The 19,099-nt window shown below is 59.6% G+C and carries 19 protein-coding genes; 9 read left to right on the forward strand and 10 right to left on the reverse strand.

Annotated features, from left to right (window positions below; all coding sequences use genetic code 11):
* Positions 1 to 73: 73 nt before the first annotated feature.
* Together RHM69_RS27835 and RHM69_RS27840 are read right to left on the reverse strand one after the other, a co-directional pair.
* Entirely contained in the window at positions 74 to 1,186 is a 1,113-nt protein-coding gene (locus RHM69_RS27835) for a TIGR00730 family Rossman fold protein (RefSeq protein ID WP_103451335.1), read from the reverse strand.
* 294 nt (positions 1,187 to 1,480) lie between these two features.
* Positions 1,481 to 1,915, reverse strand: coding sequence for a PA3611 family quorum-sensing-regulated virulence factor (locus RHM69_RS27840; RefSeq protein ID WP_014717179.1), 435 nt, complete (start codon positions 1,913 to 1,915; stop codon positions 1,481 to 1,483).
* Positions 1,916 to 2,093: 178 nt separating this feature from the next.
* Here RHM69_RS27840 and RHM69_RS27845 point away from each other — a divergent pair, with 178 nt between their 5' ends.
* The 3 genes from RHM69_RS27845 (at position 2,094) to RHM69_RS27855 (ending at position 4,153) form a co-directional block, all read left to right on the forward strand.
* Positions 2,094 to 2,813, forward strand: a complete 720-nt coding sequence (locus RHM69_RS27845; RefSeq protein WP_014717180.1) for a tRNA-uridine aminocarboxypropyltransferase — start codon at positions 2,094 to 2,096, stop codon at positions 2,811 to 2,813.
* Positions 2,814 to 3,064: 251 nt separating this feature from the next.
* The gene (erdR, locus tag RHM69_RS27850) at positions 3,065 to 3,715 is read left to right on the forward strand and encodes a response regulator transcription factor ErdR (protein ID WP_003189050.1); all 651 of its coding nucleotides are present in this window, start codon (positions 3,065 to 3,067) and stop codon (positions 3,713 to 3,715) included.
* 75 nt (positions 3,716 to 3,790) lie between these two features.
* Complete coding sequence (locus RHM69_RS27855; protein ID WP_014717181.1) at positions 3,791 to 4,153, forward strand: diacylglycerol kinase; 363 nt, start codon at positions 3,791 to 3,793, stop codon at positions 4,151 to 4,153.
* Between the two features lie 3 nt (positions 4,154 to 4,156).
* Here RHM69_RS27855 and RHM69_RS27860 read toward each other — a convergent pair whose 3' ends face one another.
* Positions 4,157 to 5,083, reverse strand: a complete 927-nt coding sequence (locus tag RHM69_RS27860) for a LysR family transcriptional regulator (RefSeq protein ID WP_003189054.1) — start codon at positions 5,081 to 5,083, stop codon at positions 4,157 to 4,159.
* Between the two features lie 125 nt (positions 5,084 to 5,208).
* Between RHM69_RS27860 and fpr the strand changes: the two genes are divergently transcribed.
* A complete protein-coding gene (gene fpr, locus RHM69_RS27865; protein WP_003189055.1) occupies positions 5,209 to 5,988 on the forward strand; it encodes a ferredoxin-NADP reductase in 780 nt (259 codons plus the stop codon).
* Positions 5,989 to 6,122: 134 nt separating this feature from the next.
* Here fpr and tsaA read toward each other — a convergent pair whose 3' ends face one another.
* The 6 genes from tsaA to RHM69_RS27895 form a co-directional block, all read right to left on the reverse strand.
* The gene (tsaA, locus tag RHM69_RS27870) at positions 6,123 to 6,818 is read right to left on the reverse strand and encodes a tRNA (N6-threonylcarbamoyladenosine(37)-N6)-methyltransferase TrmO (protein ID WP_014717182.1); all 696 of its coding nucleotides are present in this window, start codon (positions 6,816 to 6,818) and stop codon (positions 6,123 to 6,125) included.
* A 4-nt stretch (positions 6,819 to 6,822) separates the two neighbouring features.
* A complete protein-coding gene (locus RHM69_RS27875) occupies positions 6,823 to 7,284 on the reverse strand; it encodes a DUF1456 family protein (protein ID WP_005785469.1) in 462 nt (153 codons plus the stop codon).
* 68 nt (positions 7,285 to 7,352) lie between these two features.
* The gene (locus RHM69_RS27880; protein WP_032903270.1) at positions 7,353 to 8,063 is read right to left on the reverse strand and encodes an rRNA pseudouridine synthase; all 711 of its coding nucleotides are present in this window, start codon (positions 8,061 to 8,063) and stop codon (positions 7,353 to 7,355) included.
* 207 nt (positions 8,064 to 8,270) lie between these two features.
* Positions 8,271 to 8,741, reverse strand: a complete 471-nt coding sequence (locus RHM69_RS27885) for a GNAT family N-acetyltransferase (protein WP_020301153.1) — start codon at positions 8,739 to 8,741, stop codon at positions 8,271 to 8,273.
* Between the two features lie 100 nt (positions 8,742 to 8,841).
* On the reverse strand, positions 8,842 to 10,182 hold the full coding sequence (rimO, locus tag RHM69_RS27890) for a 30S ribosomal protein S12 methylthiotransferase RimO (protein WP_003231334.1): 1,341 nt from the start codon (positions 10,180 to 10,182) through the stop codon (positions 8,842 to 8,844).
* A 183-nt stretch (positions 10,183 to 10,365) separates the two neighbouring features.
* Positions 10,366 to 10,701, reverse strand: coding sequence for an addiction module antidote protein (locus tag RHM69_RS27895; RefSeq protein ID WP_032893244.1), 336 nt, complete (start codon positions 10,699 to 10,701; stop codon positions 10,366 to 10,368).
* Between the two features lie 478 nt (positions 10,702 to 11,179).
* On the opposite strand from RHM69_RS27895, the gene RHM69_RS27900 reads away from it, so the two are divergent.
* The 5 genes from RHM69_RS27900 to RHM69_RS27920 all read left to right on the forward strand — a co-directional run bounded on the left by RHM69_RS27900 (position 11,180) and on the right by RHM69_RS27920 (position 17,274).
* Positions 11,180 to 13,081, forward strand: coding sequence for a potassium transporter Kup (locus RHM69_RS27900; RefSeq protein WP_014717187.1), 1,902 nt, complete (start codon positions 11,180 to 11,182; stop codon positions 13,079 to 13,081).
* 135 nt (positions 13,082 to 13,216) lie between these two features.
* Positions 13,217 to 14,323, forward strand: a complete 1,107-nt coding sequence (locus tag RHM69_RS27905) for an NADH:flavin oxidoreductase/NADH oxidase (protein WP_019817719.1) — start codon at positions 13,217 to 13,219, stop codon at positions 14,321 to 14,323.
* Between the two features lie 478 nt (positions 14,324 to 14,801).
* Positions 14,802 to 16,223 (forward strand): group II intron reverse transcriptase/maturase, encoded by a 1,422-nt coding sequence (gene ltrA, locus RHM69_RS27910; RefSeq protein ID WP_322255327.1) that lies wholly within the window; start codon positions 14,802 to 14,804, stop codon positions 16,221 to 16,223.
* Positions 16,224 to 16,346: 123 nt separating this feature from the next.
* Positions 16,347 to 16,883, forward strand: coding sequence for a GNAT family N-acetyltransferase (locus tag RHM69_RS27915; RefSeq protein WP_014717189.1), 537 nt, complete (start codon positions 16,347 to 16,349; stop codon positions 16,881 to 16,883).
* 205 nt (positions 16,884 to 17,088) lie between these two features.
* On the forward strand, positions 17,089 to 17,274 hold the full coding sequence (locus tag RHM69_RS27920) for a hypothetical protein (protein ID WP_014717190.1): 186 nt from the start codon (positions 17,089 to 17,091) through the stop codon (positions 17,272 to 17,274).
* Positions 17,275 to 17,328: 54 nt separating this feature from the next.
* On the opposite strand, the gene RHM69_RS27925 is transcribed toward RHM69_RS27920, so the two are convergent.
* The gene (locus RHM69_RS27925; RefSeq protein ID WP_014717191.1) at positions 17,329 to 18,954 is read right to left on the reverse strand and encodes a glucan biosynthesis protein D; all 1,626 of its coding nucleotides are present in this window, start codon (positions 18,952 to 18,954) and stop codon (positions 17,329 to 17,331) included.
* Positions 18,955 to 19,099 lie beyond the last annotated feature (145 nt).

A 19,099-nucleotide genomic window follows, 5' to 3' on the forward strand; every position in this document is an offset into this window, starting at 1 on the left:
TACGGAACCGTACGTACGGTGGTGTGAGAGGACGGCGGATGTGAATCCGCCTCCTACTCGATCCTGCAAAAAATCACGCTGTCTCTGGCGTCATCCGTTGCTGGGCCTTGCCCTGAGCCTGTGCCCAGTTCTCCGGCAGGTTGATGTAATCCACCAACTCCCGCAATCGCCCCTGATCGCGACCGTTGAAATTGAACACCAGGCGCGTCAAATGGCTGAATCTCGGTTCGTCATGGTCTTCGCCCGTATAGGCGAGTTGCTGGAATTCGCCACTGAGCCGCAGGCTGGCAAACGCTTGCTGCATATGGGCGAGGGCGCGCTCACTCAGGGGATGATTCATGCGCACCACAAACTCACGCTTAAGCCAGCGGGTGGAGTGGAAGTTGGCGTAGAACTGGTTGATTTCGTCTACGGCCTCTTCGGCGCTGTAGACCAGGCGGACCAGTTTGAGGTCGGTGGGCAGGATATAGCGATTGGCTTCCAACTGACTGCGGATGAAATCCAGGGCGCCTTGCCAGAACCCACCGCCCGGCGCATCCAGTAGCACTACCGGCACCAGTGGGCTCTTGCCGGTCTGGATCAGGGTCAGCACTTCCAATGCCTCGTCGAGGGTGCCGAAACCGCCAGGGCACAACACCAGCGCGTCGGCTTCCTTGACGAAGAACAGCTTGCGGGTAAAGAAGAAGTGGAATGACAGCAGGTTGTCGGTGCCATCAATGGTTGGGTTGGCATGCTGTTCAAAGGGCAGGGTGATATTGAACCCTAGGCTGTGCTCCAGGCCCGCACCTTCGTGGGCCGCGGCCATGATGCCGCCACCGCCACCGGTGATGACCATCAGGTCGGACCGTGCCAACGCCGCACCTACCTCTCGGGCTAGCGCATACAGCGGGCTTTCCACTGGCGTACGCGCCGAGCCGAATACCGTGACTTTGCGCCGGCCCTTGAATTGTTCGAGCACCCGAAAGGCATGGTCCAGTTCGCGGATGGCCCGCAGGGTGATCTTGGCGTTCCAGCGATCACGGTCGTCCTGGGCCATGCGCAGGACGGTGAGAATCATGTCTCGATAAAGGGAGATATTCGGGCTGTTGGGGGCGATCAACTGAATTTGTGCGTCGACCTGCTGGGCGAGGTCGGTCCCGTTTTCTTCAAAATGACGAAGCAACAAATCATTCGATTCATAAGGCATTCAATTTCTCCTTCTCTACAGGGCCTGGGTAGTCGACGAGAACGTCGCCTGGGCCACGACACTGCTTGTGTCGCGGCATGCCGCAGGAGGGCAGGCCTTTTTTGCCCTGAAAATATGACAGAACAGCGTTAAAAACTGTGGTGGGCGGGCATCTGGGATGAGCTGATCATGGGCCGAAAAACCCTTGGCTGGCAACCGCTTATTGATGGCTCATTAGGCAGTTTAGTCGTTGACAGCAAACGCGGCGGGGGCGTGCGCGCCGCTGGGCAGCGGCGCGGGAGGGGCAAGCAAAGGTTACTTTTTCTTCTTCGTCGGAGCCGGGCAATCGGCCTCTGCGAACTTGACCGAGGCCACCGGGCGATTGGTCTTGTTCTCGGTGATTTCATAGCGCATCACTGCGCCCTTGGCCATCAGCTCGCGGTAGCCCGGGTTGGTGCACACACTGCGGCCCAGCTGGAAATACACAGCCTTGGGGTTGGCGCGCATCTGTTCGGCACGGTCAGGCAACACGCTGAGGTGATCGATCAGTTGCATGCCTTCAACGGTGTAGGCGACTTCCAGGGTTTTTTCATCGATTTCCCGGGGCAGGTCCTTGTTGCTTTCGGCCGCGACGCTTTGCAGCTTCTTGTTCATTTGAGCCTCCAGCAGCGAGGCCGCGTGGGCGCCCATAGGCAAGACCAGCGCAAGGGCGACGGATGGGGCAACAAGGCGCAGCATGGAACGCAGCATGAAACTCTCCTGATTCGGTTACTGGTGCATAGACCAGCCACTGGGCTGTGCGTTCAGTGGCGCGCAATTATAGGTGAGCCCTTGCCACTACAGCCAGGCGTATCGCTGGTAAACTGCGGGACTTCTGTTTTTCACGAGTTTGTTCCGTGTCGATTTCTTCTACTTCGCCGCGTGCCCGATGAGTCACGCCGTCTCCCGTTTGCGTACCCAGCGTCTGGCGCGTGCCGTCAGGCCGTTTCTCAATCGGGGTTCCCGTGCTGAGCGCTGTCCCGGCTGTCGGGTCATTCCTGAGTACTGCCTGTGTGCCTGGCGGCCTCAGGTAGAAGCCAAGTCCGCCATGTGCCTGTTGATGCATGACGTTGAACCGATGAAGCCCAGTAACACGGGCTGGCTGATCGCCGATGTCATACACGACACCACCGCGTTTGCCTGGTCGCGTACCGAAGTCGACCCCGAGTTGCTCAGGTTGCTGGCCGACCCGCAGTGGCAACCCTACATCGTATTTCCCGGTGAATTCGTGGCGCCGCAACGGGTGGTCAGTGAAGTGCGCGTGGAGGAGGGCAAGCGCCCACTGTTCATCCTGTTGGACGGCACCTGGAGCGAAGCGCGCAAGATGTTTCGCAAAAGTCCCTATCTGGAACATTTACCGGTGCTGAGCCTGGCGCCCGAACAGTTGTCACGCTACAAACTACGGCGCTCCAAGCGCGATGACCATTTCTGCACCGCCGAGGTGGCGGCGCTGTGCCTGGAGCTGGCCGATGACCTGGCCGCCAGCGAAGTGCTGGATGCCTACCTTGATGTGTTCAGCACCCATTACCTGGCTGCCAAATTCCAACTGTCATTGGATGCGGAGGACACCGTGCATACCCGCCTTGCACCCTACATCCCGGCGGGATAACCAGACGACGTTTGCATGATGGCACTGTAAGCCCGCAACCCGCTAAAATCCCCACGGGCGTAGTGCTTGACCCTCCAGGCTACGCTGGGCATGCTGTGCGCCGATTGGGCGCAACCGTGAATTATCGACGTCGTTTCATGTGTTTTTGACGTTGAACGGGCCCTGTGGCGATCGCTGCCTGGCCGTCGCCTCGTGTATTGGTGACCCCTGAACCCATCAGGGCTCCCATAAAAAACAGGATCATTTAACCAATGGCCACATACGAAATCCTGATTGCCGATGACCACCCGCTGTTTCGCAGCGCACTGCATCAGGCCGTAACCCTGGGCCTTGGCCCCGATGTACGTCTGGTCGAAGTGGCCAGCATTGCCGAACTGGAAGCCCGCCTGACTGAAAAATCCGACTGGGATCTGGTGTTGCTCGACCTGAACATGCCGGGCGCGTACGGTTTCTCCGGGCTGGTGCTGCTGCGTGGTCAATACCCGCAGATCCCCGTGGTGATGGTGTCGGCCCAGGAAGAAGCCGACGTGGTGGTGCGCTCCAAAGAGTTTGGCGCCAGCGGCTTCATTCCCAAGTCCAGCGCGATGGAAGATATCCAGAAAGCCGTGCGCACGGTGTTGGACGGCGATGTGTCCTGGCCACCCCAGGCGTTTGAAGAAATCAATGTGTCCGATGAAGCCAAGGCCGCCCGCGATGGCCTGGCCAGCTTGACGCCCCAGCAGTTCCGAGTATTGACCATGGTCTGCGAAGGGTTGTTGAACAAGCAGATTGCTTACGAATTGAGTGTGTCGGAAGCGACCATCAAGGCCCACGTTACGGCGATTTTCCGTAAGTTGGGCGTGCGTACGCGCACTCAGGCGGCGTTGCTTTTGCAGCAACTCGAGTCCATCTCGCAACATTAAGTTACAGCCGCTTCACGCTTTTTTGACTTTGCGTGATCTAGCTTCCCCACTTCTTTGGTTCAGTTGCCTACATCTATGTCGCCTTTCAAGGGTCAAACCGGTATCAAACGTATCTTCAATGCAGGGGGCTATTCCCTGGATGGCCTGCGTGCGGCTTTCACTGGCGAGGCGGCATTCCGCCAACTGGTATTGCTGAATGTCATCCTGATTCCCGTGAGCTTTTTCCTGCAGATCAGCCGGGTTGAACGGGCGCTGCTGATTGCAGTGTGTTTGTTGGCGCTGATCGTCGAATTGCTCAACTCAGCGGTAGAAGCGGCCATTGACCGTATTTCCCTGGACCGCCACCCGCTGTCGAAAAACGCCAAGGACATGGGCAGCGCCGCGCAGTTCGTGGCCCTGACCATGATCACACTGGTATGGGCGGTGATCCTGATCTGACGATCACGCGATACTCGGCAGCACGATCTCGTCGCTGCGCTGCACCCCAGCGGTGAAGGCGCGGCACAGTTCGAGAAACTCGCGCATCGCCGAGGTCTGGTACTTCTGCTTGTGCCAGATGAAGTAGAACTGCCGGGCCAGGTCCAGGTCCGGGGTTTCTACCGGCACCAGGCTGCCACGGCGGAAGGCATCGCGCAGCGCCAGCCGCGAAATGCAGCCAATCCCCAAGCCCGACTCCACTGCCCGTTTGATCGCCTCGGTGTGTTCCAGCTCCAGGCGGATATTCAGCGCGCTGCGGTGATGACGCATTGCCTGATCAAAGGTCAGTCGCGTGCCCGAGCCCTGTTCCCGCAGGATCCACGCTTCGTGGGTCAACTCGTCCATGGTGGCCACGCCACGCTTGGCCAAATGATGCTGGGGCGCACAGAACACCACCAGCTCATCTTCTACCCACGTCTGCACCTCGATATCCGGGTGGCTGCAGTCGCCTTCAATTAGACCCAGGTCAATTTCGTAGTGGGCAACCTGATGCACGATATGGGCAGTGTTCTGCACATGCAGCTTTACCTGGCTCTCGGGGTGTTGCTGCATAAAGCTGCCAATCAGCAGCGTCGCCAAGTAATTGCCTATGGTCAGCGTGGCGCCGACCGCCAGGGAACCGAAGCCTGACTTGCCGTTGAGCAGGTCTTCGATCTCCTTGGCCTGGTCCAGCAATGCCACCGCCTGGGGCAACAGCTGGTGACCGAGGGCGTTGAGGCTCAGGCGTTTACCGGCGCGGTCGAATAATTGACAGCTGGATTGACGCTCCAGCTCGGTGATTGAGGTGCTGGCGGCGGATTGAGATAAGGCCAGAAGGCCAGCAGCGCGCGAGACGCTTTCCTGCTGGGCGACGGCGACGAACACTTGCAGTTGACGGAGAGTAAATCGCATATCGATATAACCGATAACCCTTATCTTAATAATCCAGTTAACAGATATTGTCGCCGCCATTAGAATGCTGTGCAATTGCGCATCCTTACCTTTGGCGCAGACCCATTTCCAGGAGTCCCCCGTACATGAGCAACATGAACCACGAGCGTGTCCTCAGTGTTCATCACTGGAACGACACTCTGTTCAGCTTCAAGTGCACCCGCGATCCGGGCCTGCGCTTCGAGAACGGTCAGTTCGTGATGATCGGCCTGCAACAGCCCAACGGCCGCCCGCTCATGCGCGCTTACTCCATTGCCAGCCCGAACTGGGAAGAGCATCTGGAGTTCTTCAGCATCAAGGTGCCCGATGGCCCGCTCACTTCCCAGTTGCAGCATCTGAAGGAAGGCGACGAGATCATCATCAGCAAAAAACCGACAGGCACCCTGGTACTTGACGATTTGAAGCCGGGCAAGCATCTGTACCTGCTCAGCACCGGTACTGGCCTCGCTCCATTCATGAGCGTGATCCAGGACCCGGAGACCTATGAGCGTTTCGAAAAAGTGATCCTGTGCCACGGCGTGCGTTACGTCAACGAAGTTGCCTACCGCGAATTCATCACCGAGCACCTGCCGCAGAACGAGTTCTTCGGTGAGGCCCTGCGTGACAAGTTGATCTACTACCCGACCGTGACCCGCGAGCCGTTCGAAAACGAAGGCCGCCTGACCGACCTGATGCGCAGCGGCAAGCTGTTCAGCGACATCGGCCTGCCGCCAATCAATCCCGAGGACGACCGCGCCATGCTGTGCGGCAGCCCAAGCATGTTGGACGAGACCAGCGAAGTGTTGAACAGCTTTGGCCTGAAGGTTTCGCCACGGATGCGTGAGCCGGGTGACTACCTGATCGAGCGTGCGTTCGTCGAGAAGTAATACGAGAGTCAGTAACACCAGCGATCCCAAAAAATGTGGGAGCTGGCTTGCTTGCGATAGCATCACCTCGGTTCAACTGAACCACTGAGGTGTCTGCATCGCAGGCAAGCCAGCTCCCACATTTGGTTTTCGCCCTATTTAGCCGAAACCACTTCCAGCACACAAATCATCCCCGGCTCCGGGTAGTGCCAGCGCACATCCACATCCCAGAACCGCACACCGTATTCCCGTTCTGAGGTAGGAACCTGATACGCCGGCCGCGGATCCTGTGCCAGACACTGTTCAATCAACTCCACCAACGGTTCACCAAGGCGCTGTGCATGGCCTTGCGCCTGTTGCAGTGCAGCCTTGAGCCATTGCACGCCGATCAGCGCGGGCGCATTGCTGGCGATGTCGTTGGTGGCCGCATCCACGATATCGGCATACGGCACATACGGCTTGATATCCAGCACCGGCGTGCCATCGAGCAAATCTATGCCCGATATCCACAACCGCCCCGGTTCCACCTTGTCCAGCTTCACCACCGACTGGCCGATGCCATTGGGACGATGGGTTGCGCGGGTGGCAAACACACCCATGGACGTATTGCCGCCCAGGCGTGGCGGGCGCACTTTCAGGCGTGGCTTGTCTTCCAGTGCCTGATGAAACAGAAACAGCAGCCACACATGGCTGACCTGCTCCAGCCCCTGCACCGCCTCACCCTGGTCGAACGGCGCCACCAGCTCCAGCACGCCACGGGCAGCCGGTGCCAGTTGCGGTTGGCGCGGGATGGCGAACTTCTCCTTGAAACAGGAGCGTACGAAGCCGACGGGCGAGACCTGGTAACTCATGGGCTTAGGCACGGACCCGCAAGGTCAGGCCCTTGAGGAAGTTACGCAGCAACTGATCGCCACAGGTGCGGTAGTTGGTATGACCAAACTTACGGAACAGCGCGCTCAGCTCTGGCTTGGACACCGGGAACTCCGCCGCCTTGAGGATTGCATGCATGTCGTCTTCCTTCAGTTCGAAGGCCACGCGCAGCTTTTTCAGGATGATGTTGTTGGTCACCGGGGTTTCGATCGGCTGCGGCGGGCGGCTTTCGTCCTTGCCGCGCTTGAAAATCACCAAGCCATCGAGGAAGTGGGCCATGACTTCATCCGGGCAGAACACAAAGCCTTCTTCCTCATCTTTCTTGAGGTAGGTCAGCAGGTCTTCCTTGGTCACGTCCATGCCGCCGAGCTTGATGATCTCGACCATCTTGTTGTCGCTGATGTCGAGCATGTAGCGCACGCTGCGCAGTACGTCGTTGTGAATCATGGTGGGCAATCCTGGTATTCAACTGATGACACCGCCGGAATCAGGCGGTGTCGGGAAAAGGGAACGGCTTAAAACTTTTCTTTGCCGGACAGGTAACGCCATTGGCCCACTGGCACCTTGCCAATGGACACGCCGCCGATGCGGATGCGGCGGATGGCGATGACTTTCAGGCCAACGGCTTCGCAGAACAGCGCGATCACGCCGGGTTGCGGGTTTTTCAGCGCAAAGCGCAGGCGGTTCTCGTTCTGCCAGCTGGCTTTGACGGCAGGCAGCTCTTTGCCTTTGTAGGTCAGGCCGTGGTTCAGGCGGTTAAGGCCGTGGGCAACCATGTCGCCTTCGACTTCCACCACGTATTCCTGCTCGATCTTGGCGGCATCGGCGGTCAACTTGCGCAGAATCTTCCAGTCTTGGGTGAACACTAGCAGGCCACTGGCCTTAGCTTGCAGGTCGGCGCTGGCGCTCAGGCGCAGGAAATGCCCCTTGAGCGGACGCTTGCCGAAGCGGTGTTCTTCAGAGAGGGTTTCGGCGCTGATCGAGGCCATGGCGGTTTCAGCATCCATGCCTGCGGGGGCGTGCATCAGGATGGTCACCGGCTCTGGCGCGGTGGCTTTAGCTTCCGGGTCCAGCTCGACCTTCTCGTCAGTGACCTTGAACTGCGGCTCGTCGATCACTTCGCCGTCCACCGAGACCCAGCCGCCTTCGATAAACAGCTCAGCCTCCCGACGGGAGCAACCGACCAGTTCGATAAGGCGTTTGGAGAGGCGTATGGGGTCAGTCATGACAAGGGCCGTAACAAAAGGGGGCCACTATTGTACCTGCCTGGCGCCGGTTAATCCCGGCCCCATTTCAGCCCATGGGCCATAACAATTACTTAACTGACGCAACACGGGTCAAATGTGGGAGTTGGCTTGCCTGCGAAGGCGGTATACCAGCACCGGATGGGTAGACTGACCCGACGCCTTCGCAGGCAAGCCAGCTCCCACAGTTCAGGCATTACGGGCCTGTTGCTGCTGGCGCAGACGCAGGTGCAGCAATGGATAAGGCTGCCCAAGCCCATCATGTTCTGTTCGCCCGATTACCTCGAAGCCTTGCTTGAGGTAAAAACCCAGGGCCTGGGGGTTCTGTTCGTTGACGTCCAGTTCATCGGCGTTCATGTGTTCGATCGCGTAGCCCAGCAATTGCCGGCCCAGCCCCTGGCCACGGTAGCGCGGGTCGATAAACAGCATTTCCACCTTGCCCGCCGACACCCCGGCGAAGCCGGTAATGTGCTGGCGCACGTCCTTGGTGCAGATCAGCATGACCGCATCGAGATAGCGGCTCAGCACCAGGTTTTTCAACATGTCGATATAGCTGTCCGGGAGGAAGTCGTGGGTGGCGCGTACCGAGTCCTCCCAGATCTGCACCAGGCGTGCGTAGTCGCTGGTTTTAGGTGTGTGAATCACCGAATGCTGACGCATACCCGCTGTCCCTTGCTGTATTCGGGGTTGATGGACAATACGATAGACCTAAAAAAGCCCCGCATCTTCTCAGAGGCGAGGCTTTTTTATCACCGTGCGATCAGTCGCGCTTTTCAGCCCACAAGTCGTACTCGTCGGCGTCGGTCACGGTGCACCAGACTTTGTCACCCGGCTTCAGGCCGCTGGCATCGTCGATAAACACGTTACCGTCAATTTCAGGGGCGTCGAAGAAGCAACGACCCACCGCGCCTTGCTCGTCGACTTCATCGATCAGCACTTCGATTTCCTTGCCGATGCGCAGTTGCAGGCGTGCCGAGCTGATCGCCTGCTGGTGCGCCATGAAGCGCTCCCAACGGTCTTGCTTGACGTCGTCCGGCACCACGGCCAAGTCCAGCAGGTTGGCCGGTGCACCTTCCACCGGCGAGTACTGGAAGCAACCGACGCGGTCTAGCTGCGCTTCGGTCAGCCAGTCCAACAGGTACTGGAAGTCTTCCTCGGTCTCGCCGGGGAAACCGACGATGAAGGTGGAGCGGATGATCAGCTCCGGGCAGATCTCGCGCCAGTTCTTGATGCGTGCCAGGGTCTTGTCTTCAAACGCCGGACGTTTCATCGCCTTGAGCACTTTCGGGCTGGCGTGCTGGAACGGGATGTCCAGGTACGGCAGGATCTTGCCGGCGGCCATCAACGGGATCAACTCGTCCACGTGCGGGTAAGGGTAAACATAGTGCAGGCGCACCCACACGCCCAGGCTGCTGAGGGCTTCGCACAGCTCGGTCATGCGGGTTTTCACCGGCGCGCCGTTCCAGAAACCGGTGCGGTATTTCACATCGACGCCGTAGGCGCTGGTGTCCTGGGAGATCACCAGCAGCTCCTTGACGCCAGACTTGACCAGGCGCTGGGCCTCGTCGAGCACATCACCCACCGGGCGGCTTACCAGTTTGCCGCGCATCGACGGGATGATGCAGAAGCTGCAGCTGTGGTTGCAGCCTTCGGAAATCTTCAGATACGCGTAGTGGCGTGGGGTCAGCTTGATGCCTTGAGGCGGCACCAGGTCGATCAGCGGGTTGTGATCCTGGCGTGGCGGCACCACCTCGTGCACAGCGTTGACCACTTGCTCGTACTGCTGCGGGCCGGTCACCGCCAGCACACTCGGGTGCACGTTGCGGATATTGCCTTCTTCCACCCCCATGCAGCCGGTCACGATGACCTTGCCGTTTTCCTTGATGGCTTCGCCGATCACTTCCAGGGATTCGGCCTTGGCCGAGTCGATGAAGCCGCAGGTGTTGACCACCACCACATCGGCGTCCTGGTAAGTGGACACGACGTCGTAGCCTTCCATACGCAATTGCGTGAGGATGCGCTCGGAGTCGACAAGCGCCTTCGGGCAACCCAGGGAAACAAAGCCAACCTTGGGGTTGGCTTTTGCGATGGTGGTGGACATGTCTAACCTCGGTATTGAATGACGCTGCCGGTCGTGCACGACAAGGCAACGGATGGGCGCTTGGTGCGCCTCTGATCAAAAAGTGCGCAATTCTATCGGTGGGCAACGCAGTTGACCAGCTTTATGCAGGGAAATACGACGAGTGCTGCGCCGGGTCATCCCCATAGCCACACTGGCGCGCGCTTAAGCCTGGATGTCTTGTTCGGTTCGGTGCGATACCACTTTAGACATGCCCACACCTAACGCCTGGAGGACTTTAAGCAAAGTAGAGAGCTTAGGATCGCCGCCGACGCCGATGGACCTGTAGAGGTTTGCTCGATTGAGTCCGGTGTTCTGCGACAAGCTGAGCATCCCACCACGGGCTTCCGCCACTCGACGGATAGCAACAAGGAAAGCGTCCTCGCCACCGGCTTCATCTATTTCCTCAAGCGCGACAGACAAATATTCGAGGGCAAATGCCTCGTCGTTGCGAAGCATTTCCAGAACGCTATCTTCGTGCGGTCGGGTACGAATGGTCATGTTTGCTGCACCTTGTAGGATTTCCAAAGAGCCTTTGGCCTGATCGATGTCAGTGCGTGTCTCACCTTGCGCATGAGGCATGTACCTTAAAAGAGACGGCTTTATATGTATCGACTGCGCGCCCTGCGAATGCACGATTGACTGATCAGGTAATCCGGCCAAGGCGCTCCTGCTCACACCACCCAGGCAGCACGACTGAGCCGGGCCAGGAATATACGGTTGGCCGTAAATGTGATCAATGCAGGCAAAAAGGCGCCAAAGTGCTGCTGTGCCCGCTATGACTGATTGCCTAAAACGACACCCCGTTCACTTGAACGGGGAAATACGACGAGTGCTGCGCTATGCTTCGCGCCGTTGCGCACGGGTAAAGCCCTTGGGTCAATAAAACGTCTGTTACGAGAAGTAAAACAGCGCATGCTAGGGTCAGCTTAGAAGCGCTGTTTATAAAAGACCTCAGGTCAAAGGGCAGGAGTGGTTGATGGGTCAGGCAAGTAGTCAGGCAGCAGGTGCCGAGCATTCAAAAGCCAAGCCGATTGGCATGCTAGTGGCGGCGGTCGGGGTGGTTTATGGCGATATCGGGACCAGCCCGCTCTACACCCTTAAAGAGGTGTTCAACGGCGGTTATGGGGTGCAGGTCAACCATGACGGTGTCTTGGGGATCCTTGCGCTGATCTTCTGGTCGCTGATCTGGGTGGTGTCGATCAAGTACGTGCTGTTCGTGCTGCGTGCCGACAACCAGGGCGAGGGCGGCATCATGGCCCTCACCGCGTTGGCCCGGCGAGCTGCCGGGAAGCACACGAAATTGCGCAGTTTCCTGGTGGTGTGTGGCCTGTGTGGCGCGGCGTTGTTCTACGGCGACAGCATGATCACCCCGGCAATTTCGGTGTTGTCGGCCATCGAAGGCTTGGAACTGGCGTTCGACGGCCTGGAAAAATGGGTGGTGCCCATTGCCCTGGTGGTGCTGGTGGCGCTGTTCCTGATCCAGAAACACGGCACCGACCGCATCGGCAAGCTGTTTGGCCCGGTGATGGTGACCTGGTTCCTGGTGTTGGGCGGCCTGGGGGTGTACGGCATCCTGCAGCAACCCGAAGTGCTCAATGCACTGAACCCGGCATGGGGTGTGCGCTTCTTCATGGTTCACCCCGGTATTGGCGTGGCGATCCTCGGCGCGGTGGTGCTGGCATTGACCGGCGCTGAAGCGTTGTACGCCGACATGGGCCACTTCGGCCGCAAACCCATCGCCCGCGCCTGGTTCCTGCTGGTGCTGCCGGCGCTGGTGCTGAACTATTTTGGCCAGGGCGCGATGCTGCTGGGCGATCCGGAGGCGGCGCGCAACCCGTTCTACCTGCTGGCGCCGAGCTGGGCACTGGTCCCGTTGGTGGGCTTGTCCACCATGGCCACGGTGATTGCTTCCCAGGCGGTGATTTCCGGCGCGTTCTCGTTGACCCGCCAGGCGATCCAGCTGGGTTACATCCCGCGCATGCATATCCAGCACACCTCCAGTGCCGAACAGGGCCAAATCTACATCGGTGCAGTGAACTGGTCGTTGATGGTCGGCGTGATCTTGCTGGTGCTGGGTTTCGAATCCTCCGGCGCTCTGGCCTCGGCCTACGGTGTAGCGGTGACCGGCACCATGCTGATGACCACCATCCTGGTGTCGGCGGTGATGCTGCTGCTGTGGAAATGGCCACCGGTGCTGGCCGTGCCGCTGTTGCTCTGCTGCCTGTTGGTGGATGGCCTGTTCTTCGCAGCCAACGCGCCGAAGATCCTCCAGGGCGGCGCCTTCCCGGTACTGGCGGGGATCGTGTTGTTTGTGCTGATGACCACCTGGAAGCGCGGCAAGCAATTGCTCGTCGGCCGTCTCGACGAGGGTGGCCTGCCGTTGCCGATCTTCATCAGCAGCATCCGCGTACAGCCGCCCCATCGCGTTCAGGGTACGGCAGTGTTCCTCACCGCGCGGCCCGACGCCGTGCCCCATGCTCTATTGCATAACCTGCTGCATAACCAAGTGCTGCATGAGCAGGTGGTACTGTTGACCGTGGTTTACGAAGACATTCCACGGGTGCCAGCGGCGCGACGCTTCGAGGTGGATGCCTACGGCGAAGGCTTCTTCCGCGTGATCCTGCACTTCGGTTTCACCGATGAGCCGGATGTGCCTGAAGCGCTGAAACTGTGCCATCTGGATGACCTGGACTTCAGCCCGATGCGCACCACTTACTTCCTCAGCCGTGAAACGGTGATTGCCTCGCGCATCAAAGGCATGGCCCGTTGGCGCGAAGTGTTGTTTGCCTTCATGTTGAAAAACGCCAACGGCAACCTGCGGTTCTTCAAACTGCCGGTCAACCGTGTGATCGAGCTGGGTACCCAGGTCGAGATGTAAGGCGCTGCCTACCGGGAGCCGGCAATCGGCTCCCGCTTTCCTTCTGAACCCTGTGCAAACGATGGTTGTCGACTAGGCTGGTAGGAGCGAGCTCGCTCCTACAAAAATGCCTATGAAGCCCAGAAGAGGTGCGCCATGAGTCAGCTGCTCGAACCTTACACCCTGCGCCAATTGACCCTGCTCAACCGCATCGCGGTTTCACCCATGTGCCAATACTCCAGCGACGATGGCCTGGCCAATGACTGGCACCTGGTGCATCTCGGCAGCCGGGCCGTGGGTGGCGCCGGGCTGATTTTTACCGAGGCCACGGCGGTGACCGCCGATGGCCGTATCACCGCCCAGGACCTGGGCCTGTGGAACGACGCCCAGATCGAACCGTTGCGGCGCATCACCCGTTTTATCGCGGCCCAGGGCGCGGTGGCTGGGATCCAGCTGGCCCACGCCGGGCGCAAGGCCAGCACCCATCGGCCATGGATCGGCAAACACGGTAGCGTCAAGCCGGAGGAGGGCGGCTGGGTGCCGGTGGGGCCCTCGCCGATTGCCTTCGACCCCAATCACACCCAGCCCAAGCCACTGGACGAAGGGCAGATCCAGCAAGTGATCGCCGACTTTGTCGCCGCCGCCAAGCGCGCCTTGACCGCAGGCTTTGAAGTGGTGGAAATCCACGCCGCCCACGGGTATCTGCTGCACCAGTTCCTCTCGCCGATCAGCAACCAGCGTCAGGACCACTATGGCGGCTCCTTCGAAAACCGCATTCGCCTGGTGCTGGAAGTGACCAGGGCCGTGCGTGCCGTGTGGCCAGAGGAGCTGCCGCTGTTTGTGCGCGTGTCGGCCACCGACTGGGTGGAAGATGGTTGGAACCCGGATGAAACCGTGGAGTTGGCGCGCCGCCTGAAAGACTTGGGCGTTGACTTGATCGACGTGTCCTCTGGCGGCACCGCTGCCAATGCCGAGATTCCCACCGGCCCCGGCTATCAGACGCGCTTCGCCGAGCGAGTGCGCAAGGAGTCGGGCATCGCCACCGGCACGGTTGGCATGATTACCGAACCGGCCCAGGCCGAGCATATCCTGCGCACTTGCCAGGCCGACATCATCTTCCTGGCCCGGGAACTGCTCCGCGACCCGTACTGGCCTTTGCATGCCGACGATGATCTGGGTGGGCGCAAGGCCATCTGGCCCGCGCAATACCAGCGCGCCACCCACCGCGACCAGCCGATTCATGAGTCGGATCTGCGCGATTGATCCTGCACACGGCCCTACCGGACCCACCCTGACACGGTGGGTTTTTTCTTGGTGCGCCAGGCATGGCGCGTTGCGCGCAAGCGCAACCAGCTTGGCTGTGGTGGCCACGCTGGTGACTGGGAGGTGAAAGTCCTCTACACACCCGGCAAGGGGAAGTGTTAGCCAGAGGCAAGGGTGTCGCGGGTGACTGCGAATCTGAAGGAAGCCCGAGGCAAAATGCTGGCCTGACGAACAGGAAGCGGATAGAGGCGGCGCAGCGGGGTAAGAAGGCCAAAATCTTCAAAGCCCAATACTTGCACGGAACGCTGTGACGTAGATCCGACAGGCATAAGCAGGAAGGTCGCGCGAATTACCCTGGGAGATCTGCACGTTTGCCAGTGTGCTACCGAGCGTCGAGAGGCGATGGGATGAGCGTGCAGAAGTCAGCCGAAGCCGTAGTAAGTGGCGAATAACCGCGCCACCAAGGGCCGAACAGGTTATGCCGCCAGTAGGCGTCAGAGTCTCGTTGAATACCGAAATGCAGAAATTTCTCCAAGAGAAGACTGTGACTCCGAGTCCCGGACAGAATCCGAGGATGACGGCTGACAGCGCAAAGGTATCGACGGCATCTGTGACGTGGACGAACGCGGAGCCGGACACGCTGATGGCGCGGGTGCTTGCACCGGCCAACCTCAGACGTGCGTATCAGCGCGTGGTCAGCAACAAGGGCGCGCCGGGTGCCGATGGCATGACGGTCGACGACTTGGCGGACTACGTGAATCAGTATTGGCCGATCCTCCAGAGGAGGTTGCTGGCCGGCGAATACCACCCGCAAGGTGTACGCGCCGTCGACATCCCCAAACCCAAAGGCGGCACCCGACAACTGGGCATTCCCTGCGTCGTGGATCGCCTGATCCAACAGGCACTGCTGCAACAGCTCACGCCGATCTTCGACCCGCTGTTTTCGGATTACAGCTACGGCTTCCGTCCGGGCAGAAGCGCCCACCAAGCCATCGAGACAGCCCGCGCCCATGTGGCGGCAGGGCATCGCTGGTGCGTGGAACTCGATCTTGAGAAATTCTTTGACCGGGTCAACCACGATCTCCTGATGGCGTACGTGGCGCGCCAAATCGTAGATAAACGCGTGCTCAGACTGATCCGGCGGTACCTCCAAGCCGGTGAGATGTCGGGTGGGATCGCCAGCCGACGGCAGGAAGGGACGCCGCAAGGCGGCCCGCTCTCGCCGTTGCTGTCGAACATCCTGCTCAACGAACTCGACCGCGAGCTGGAACGGCGGGGTCATCGCTTCGTGCGTTATGCCGACGATGCGAACATCTATGTGCGCAGCCCTCGTGCTGGCGAACGAATGATGGCCAGTGTTGAGCGCTTCCTGAATCAGCGCCTGAAACTAACGCTGAATCGGGATAAGAGCCGAGTAGCCGGGTCTTGGATGTGTGATTACTTGGGTTACGGGATGAGCTGGCATCAGCAACCGAGACTGAGAGTGGCGACGATGAGCCTGGGTCGCTTGCGCGACCGGCTCAGAGAGCTGCTACGTAAAGCGCGGGGCCACAAGGTGGCGACTGTCATCGAGCGGATAAACCCCGTGCTGCGCGGATGGGCGGGCTACTTCAAGCTGAGCCAGAGCAGACGGCCACTTGAGGAATTGGACGGCTGGGTGCGTCACAAGCTTCGCTGTATCGTCTGGCGTCAATGGAAGCGGCCCTCTACGAGGGCGCGCAACTTGATACGCTTGGGACTTAATGCGGCGCGGGCGTGGAAATCGGCAGTCAATGGCCGAGGCCCATGGTGGAACTCGGGAGCGCCCCATATGAATCAGGCGTTGCCGAAGAAGCTGTGGGACCGCCTCGGGCTGGTCTCGATACTGGATACGATAAACCGACTTAACCGTATAACCTGAACCGCCGTATACGGAACCGTACGTACGGTGGTGTGAGAGGACGGCGGATGTGAATCCGCCTCCTACTCGATCTCGCGTTTATAGGAAGGCTGATCCTTGGCGGTTGTTAAGCAGGAGAAGCTTATGCTGGTGGAACGCGCGTTAACCGAAGACGATATCCCTTTGCTGGCAACCATCGATCGTACGGAGCTGATCCCGGCGTGCTATCGCATGGACTGCGGCGAACTGGTGTTGTATGCCACACATCATGATATGCGCGGCTGGCCTGAAGGCGAGGCTGAACAGGATGCGGTGGCGCTGCATGCCTGCCTCCAGCGCGGCGGGTGGTTGTGGGGCGTATTCGACGGCCCGGTGCTGGTCGCCGCAGTGGTGGTGGACAATCGGTCCTTCCATCACCAGGGCTTGCTGATGCGGCAGTTGAAATTCCTGCATGTCAGCCATAGTGCCCGCGGTACTGGCCTGGGCGGTCGGTTGTTGGCGCTGGCTTGCGAGCACGGCCGGCAAGTGGAGGTCCAAGCGCTCTATATCTCGGCGACGGAGTCGCGTAACACCGTGGACTTTTACCTGCGCCATGGTTGCCATTTGTTGCAGCAACCCCACGCTGAGCTTTATGCGCAAGAACCGCTAGACATCCACCTGTATCGACCCCTGCGTGAGTAATGGCTGTAGGCTTTTATTACCGACGTTATTTTTTTAAGTTAATACTCTAAAAAAATCCCACGAATGGTGAGATAGTTTCTACGCTAAGGGTAAGCCCGACTCCTGGCCCAGGGAGACAGGCGGTTGGTCCGCGAAGCCGTTGCGCTTCCCGGGAGTTGGGAAATGGGCACCAGGAGTGTTTGACTGATATCAGGAGTAGCGGTCCATGGCCAAGTCCTATGGCGTAGCGGGTGCGGTGGCGTCTTTTCTGAGTCGCCGGATGTCCTTGCGGGGTCGAAGGTTGAGTTCAGATGAGATGGAGTTGCTGGTGCAATACCGGGCGCTGACCGAGAGCGATCAGGTGGCGATGCGCTATCTGATTGGCGCGATGAAAAGCGTGTCGCGATTCTGAGCCAAATCCGATCATTCCCACGTTATTGCGTGGGAATGATCGTGCAGTGTGGCATCAGGTGTATTTGCGTTGCTCTGGGGCAGGTGGGAAGTACTGATACAGCCAGGTTTCACTGAGGGTGCGGTCCTGGGTTCGTATAAACAGGCGCAATTCGACGGGTTCCACGCTGTCGCTGGTGGGGTACCAGTCGAACAGGATGCGGTAGCCCTTGATGTTGTCCAGCACCAGCACACTGAAGTCCTTCACCTCACCATGGGAACAGGTCACCACGGGCTCGATGCCGGTGCCCGCTGGCAGGCGATCCAGGCCGCCGCCCTTGAAGTCCACGGCGAAACGCCGCGCCCATACCTTCGGATAATGCTCGCCGGGTGCCCAGCCTTCGGTAAAGCCGCCCATGCCGGAACGGGTCGCATCGACCTGTGCCAGCGGCGTGCTCACTGGCGGCAGTGCGCTCCAGTACAGCTTGTAGCCGTAGTTGAGCGAATCACCGGCGGCCACAGGCTTTTTCGGGGTCCAGAAGGCCACGATATTGTCCAGGGTTTCGCCAGTGGTGGGGATTTCCAGCAAGTCGATGGAGCCTTCGCCCCAGGCCGTGGTCGGTTCAACCCACAGGCTTGGGCGTTTGCTGTACCAGTCGACGGTGTCCTGGTAGCTGGCGAACTCATGGTCGGTCTGCACCAGGCCGAAGCCTTTGGGGTTGGTGTCGGCGAACGCGTTGAATTGCAACTTGGCCGGGTTGTTCAGGGGGCGGCAGATCCACTCGCCGTTGCCGCGCCACATGGCCAGGCGGTCCGAGTCGTGGATTTGCGGGTGGATGGTGTCGCACATGCGGCGCTCATGGGTGCCGCAGCTGAACATACTGGTCATGGGCGCGATGCCCAGTTGCTCGATGGCGGTGCGCGCATTGATGTGCGCGTCGATCGCCATCACCACTTGGTTGGCCTGGCAGTCGATGTCGAAGCGGTAGGCACCGGTGGCGCTTGGCGAGTCGAGCAGGGCGTAGACCACAAAGCGCGTGGCGTCCTTGTCCGGAGTTTCGAACCAGAACTGCGTGAAATCGGGGAACTCCTCGCGTTTTTTCGCGTAGGTATCAATCGCCAGGCCACGCGCCGAGAGGCCGTACTGGCCGGTGGAATCCACCGCACGGAAGTAGCTGGCGCCCAGAAACGACAGCACGTCATGGCGGTCCAGCTCCGGCGCCTTGAACAGCTTGAAACCGGAGAAACCCAGGTCGCCGGTCAATTGCTGGGTGTCCACCGTGGTTTTTTCATAGTTGAACAACGACGGGCGAAAATGCACTTCGCGGGCTTCACGGGTCTTGGGGTCGACGCTGTGCATGCGCACCGGCGTCTTGAAGCCCATGCCGACGTGGAAGAAATGCACGTCCAGTTGGCCGTTCAACTCTTTCCACAGCGAATGGTTACGGTCATAGCCGATGGCGTTGAAATTCTGCGGGGTCATGGTAGCCAGGGTTGGCGGCAGCACCTGCTTAGTGTCCTGGTAGCCACGGGTGGCCAATTGCTTGGCCTGGGCCTTGAGCGCTTCGAAATCGAACGCCACGGCCTTGCCATCGGCAGCCCGATTCCCGGCCCAGGCCTGCGCGGCCAGCAGGCCACTGGCCGACAAACCGGTGTAAGCCGCAATGGCCATGGATGCTTTGAGCAAATTCCTGCGGTGCATAGAGACAACCTGTCGTGAGCAAATCCCGCGCCGTTCCTGGCACGTAGCGGATCAGAAATAACGGTTCGGACATGCCTTCGGCCAAACGCAACGGACAATAAACAGACGCCGGATAGCTTAAGCGGTTCGATGAACAAGGCAAATT

The organism is Pseudomonas sp. CCI1.1 (assembly GCF_034348165.1).
Classification (GTDB): Bacteria; Pseudomonadota; Gammaproteobacteria; order Pseudomonadales; family Pseudomonadaceae; genus Aquipseudomonas; species Aquipseudomonas paracarnis.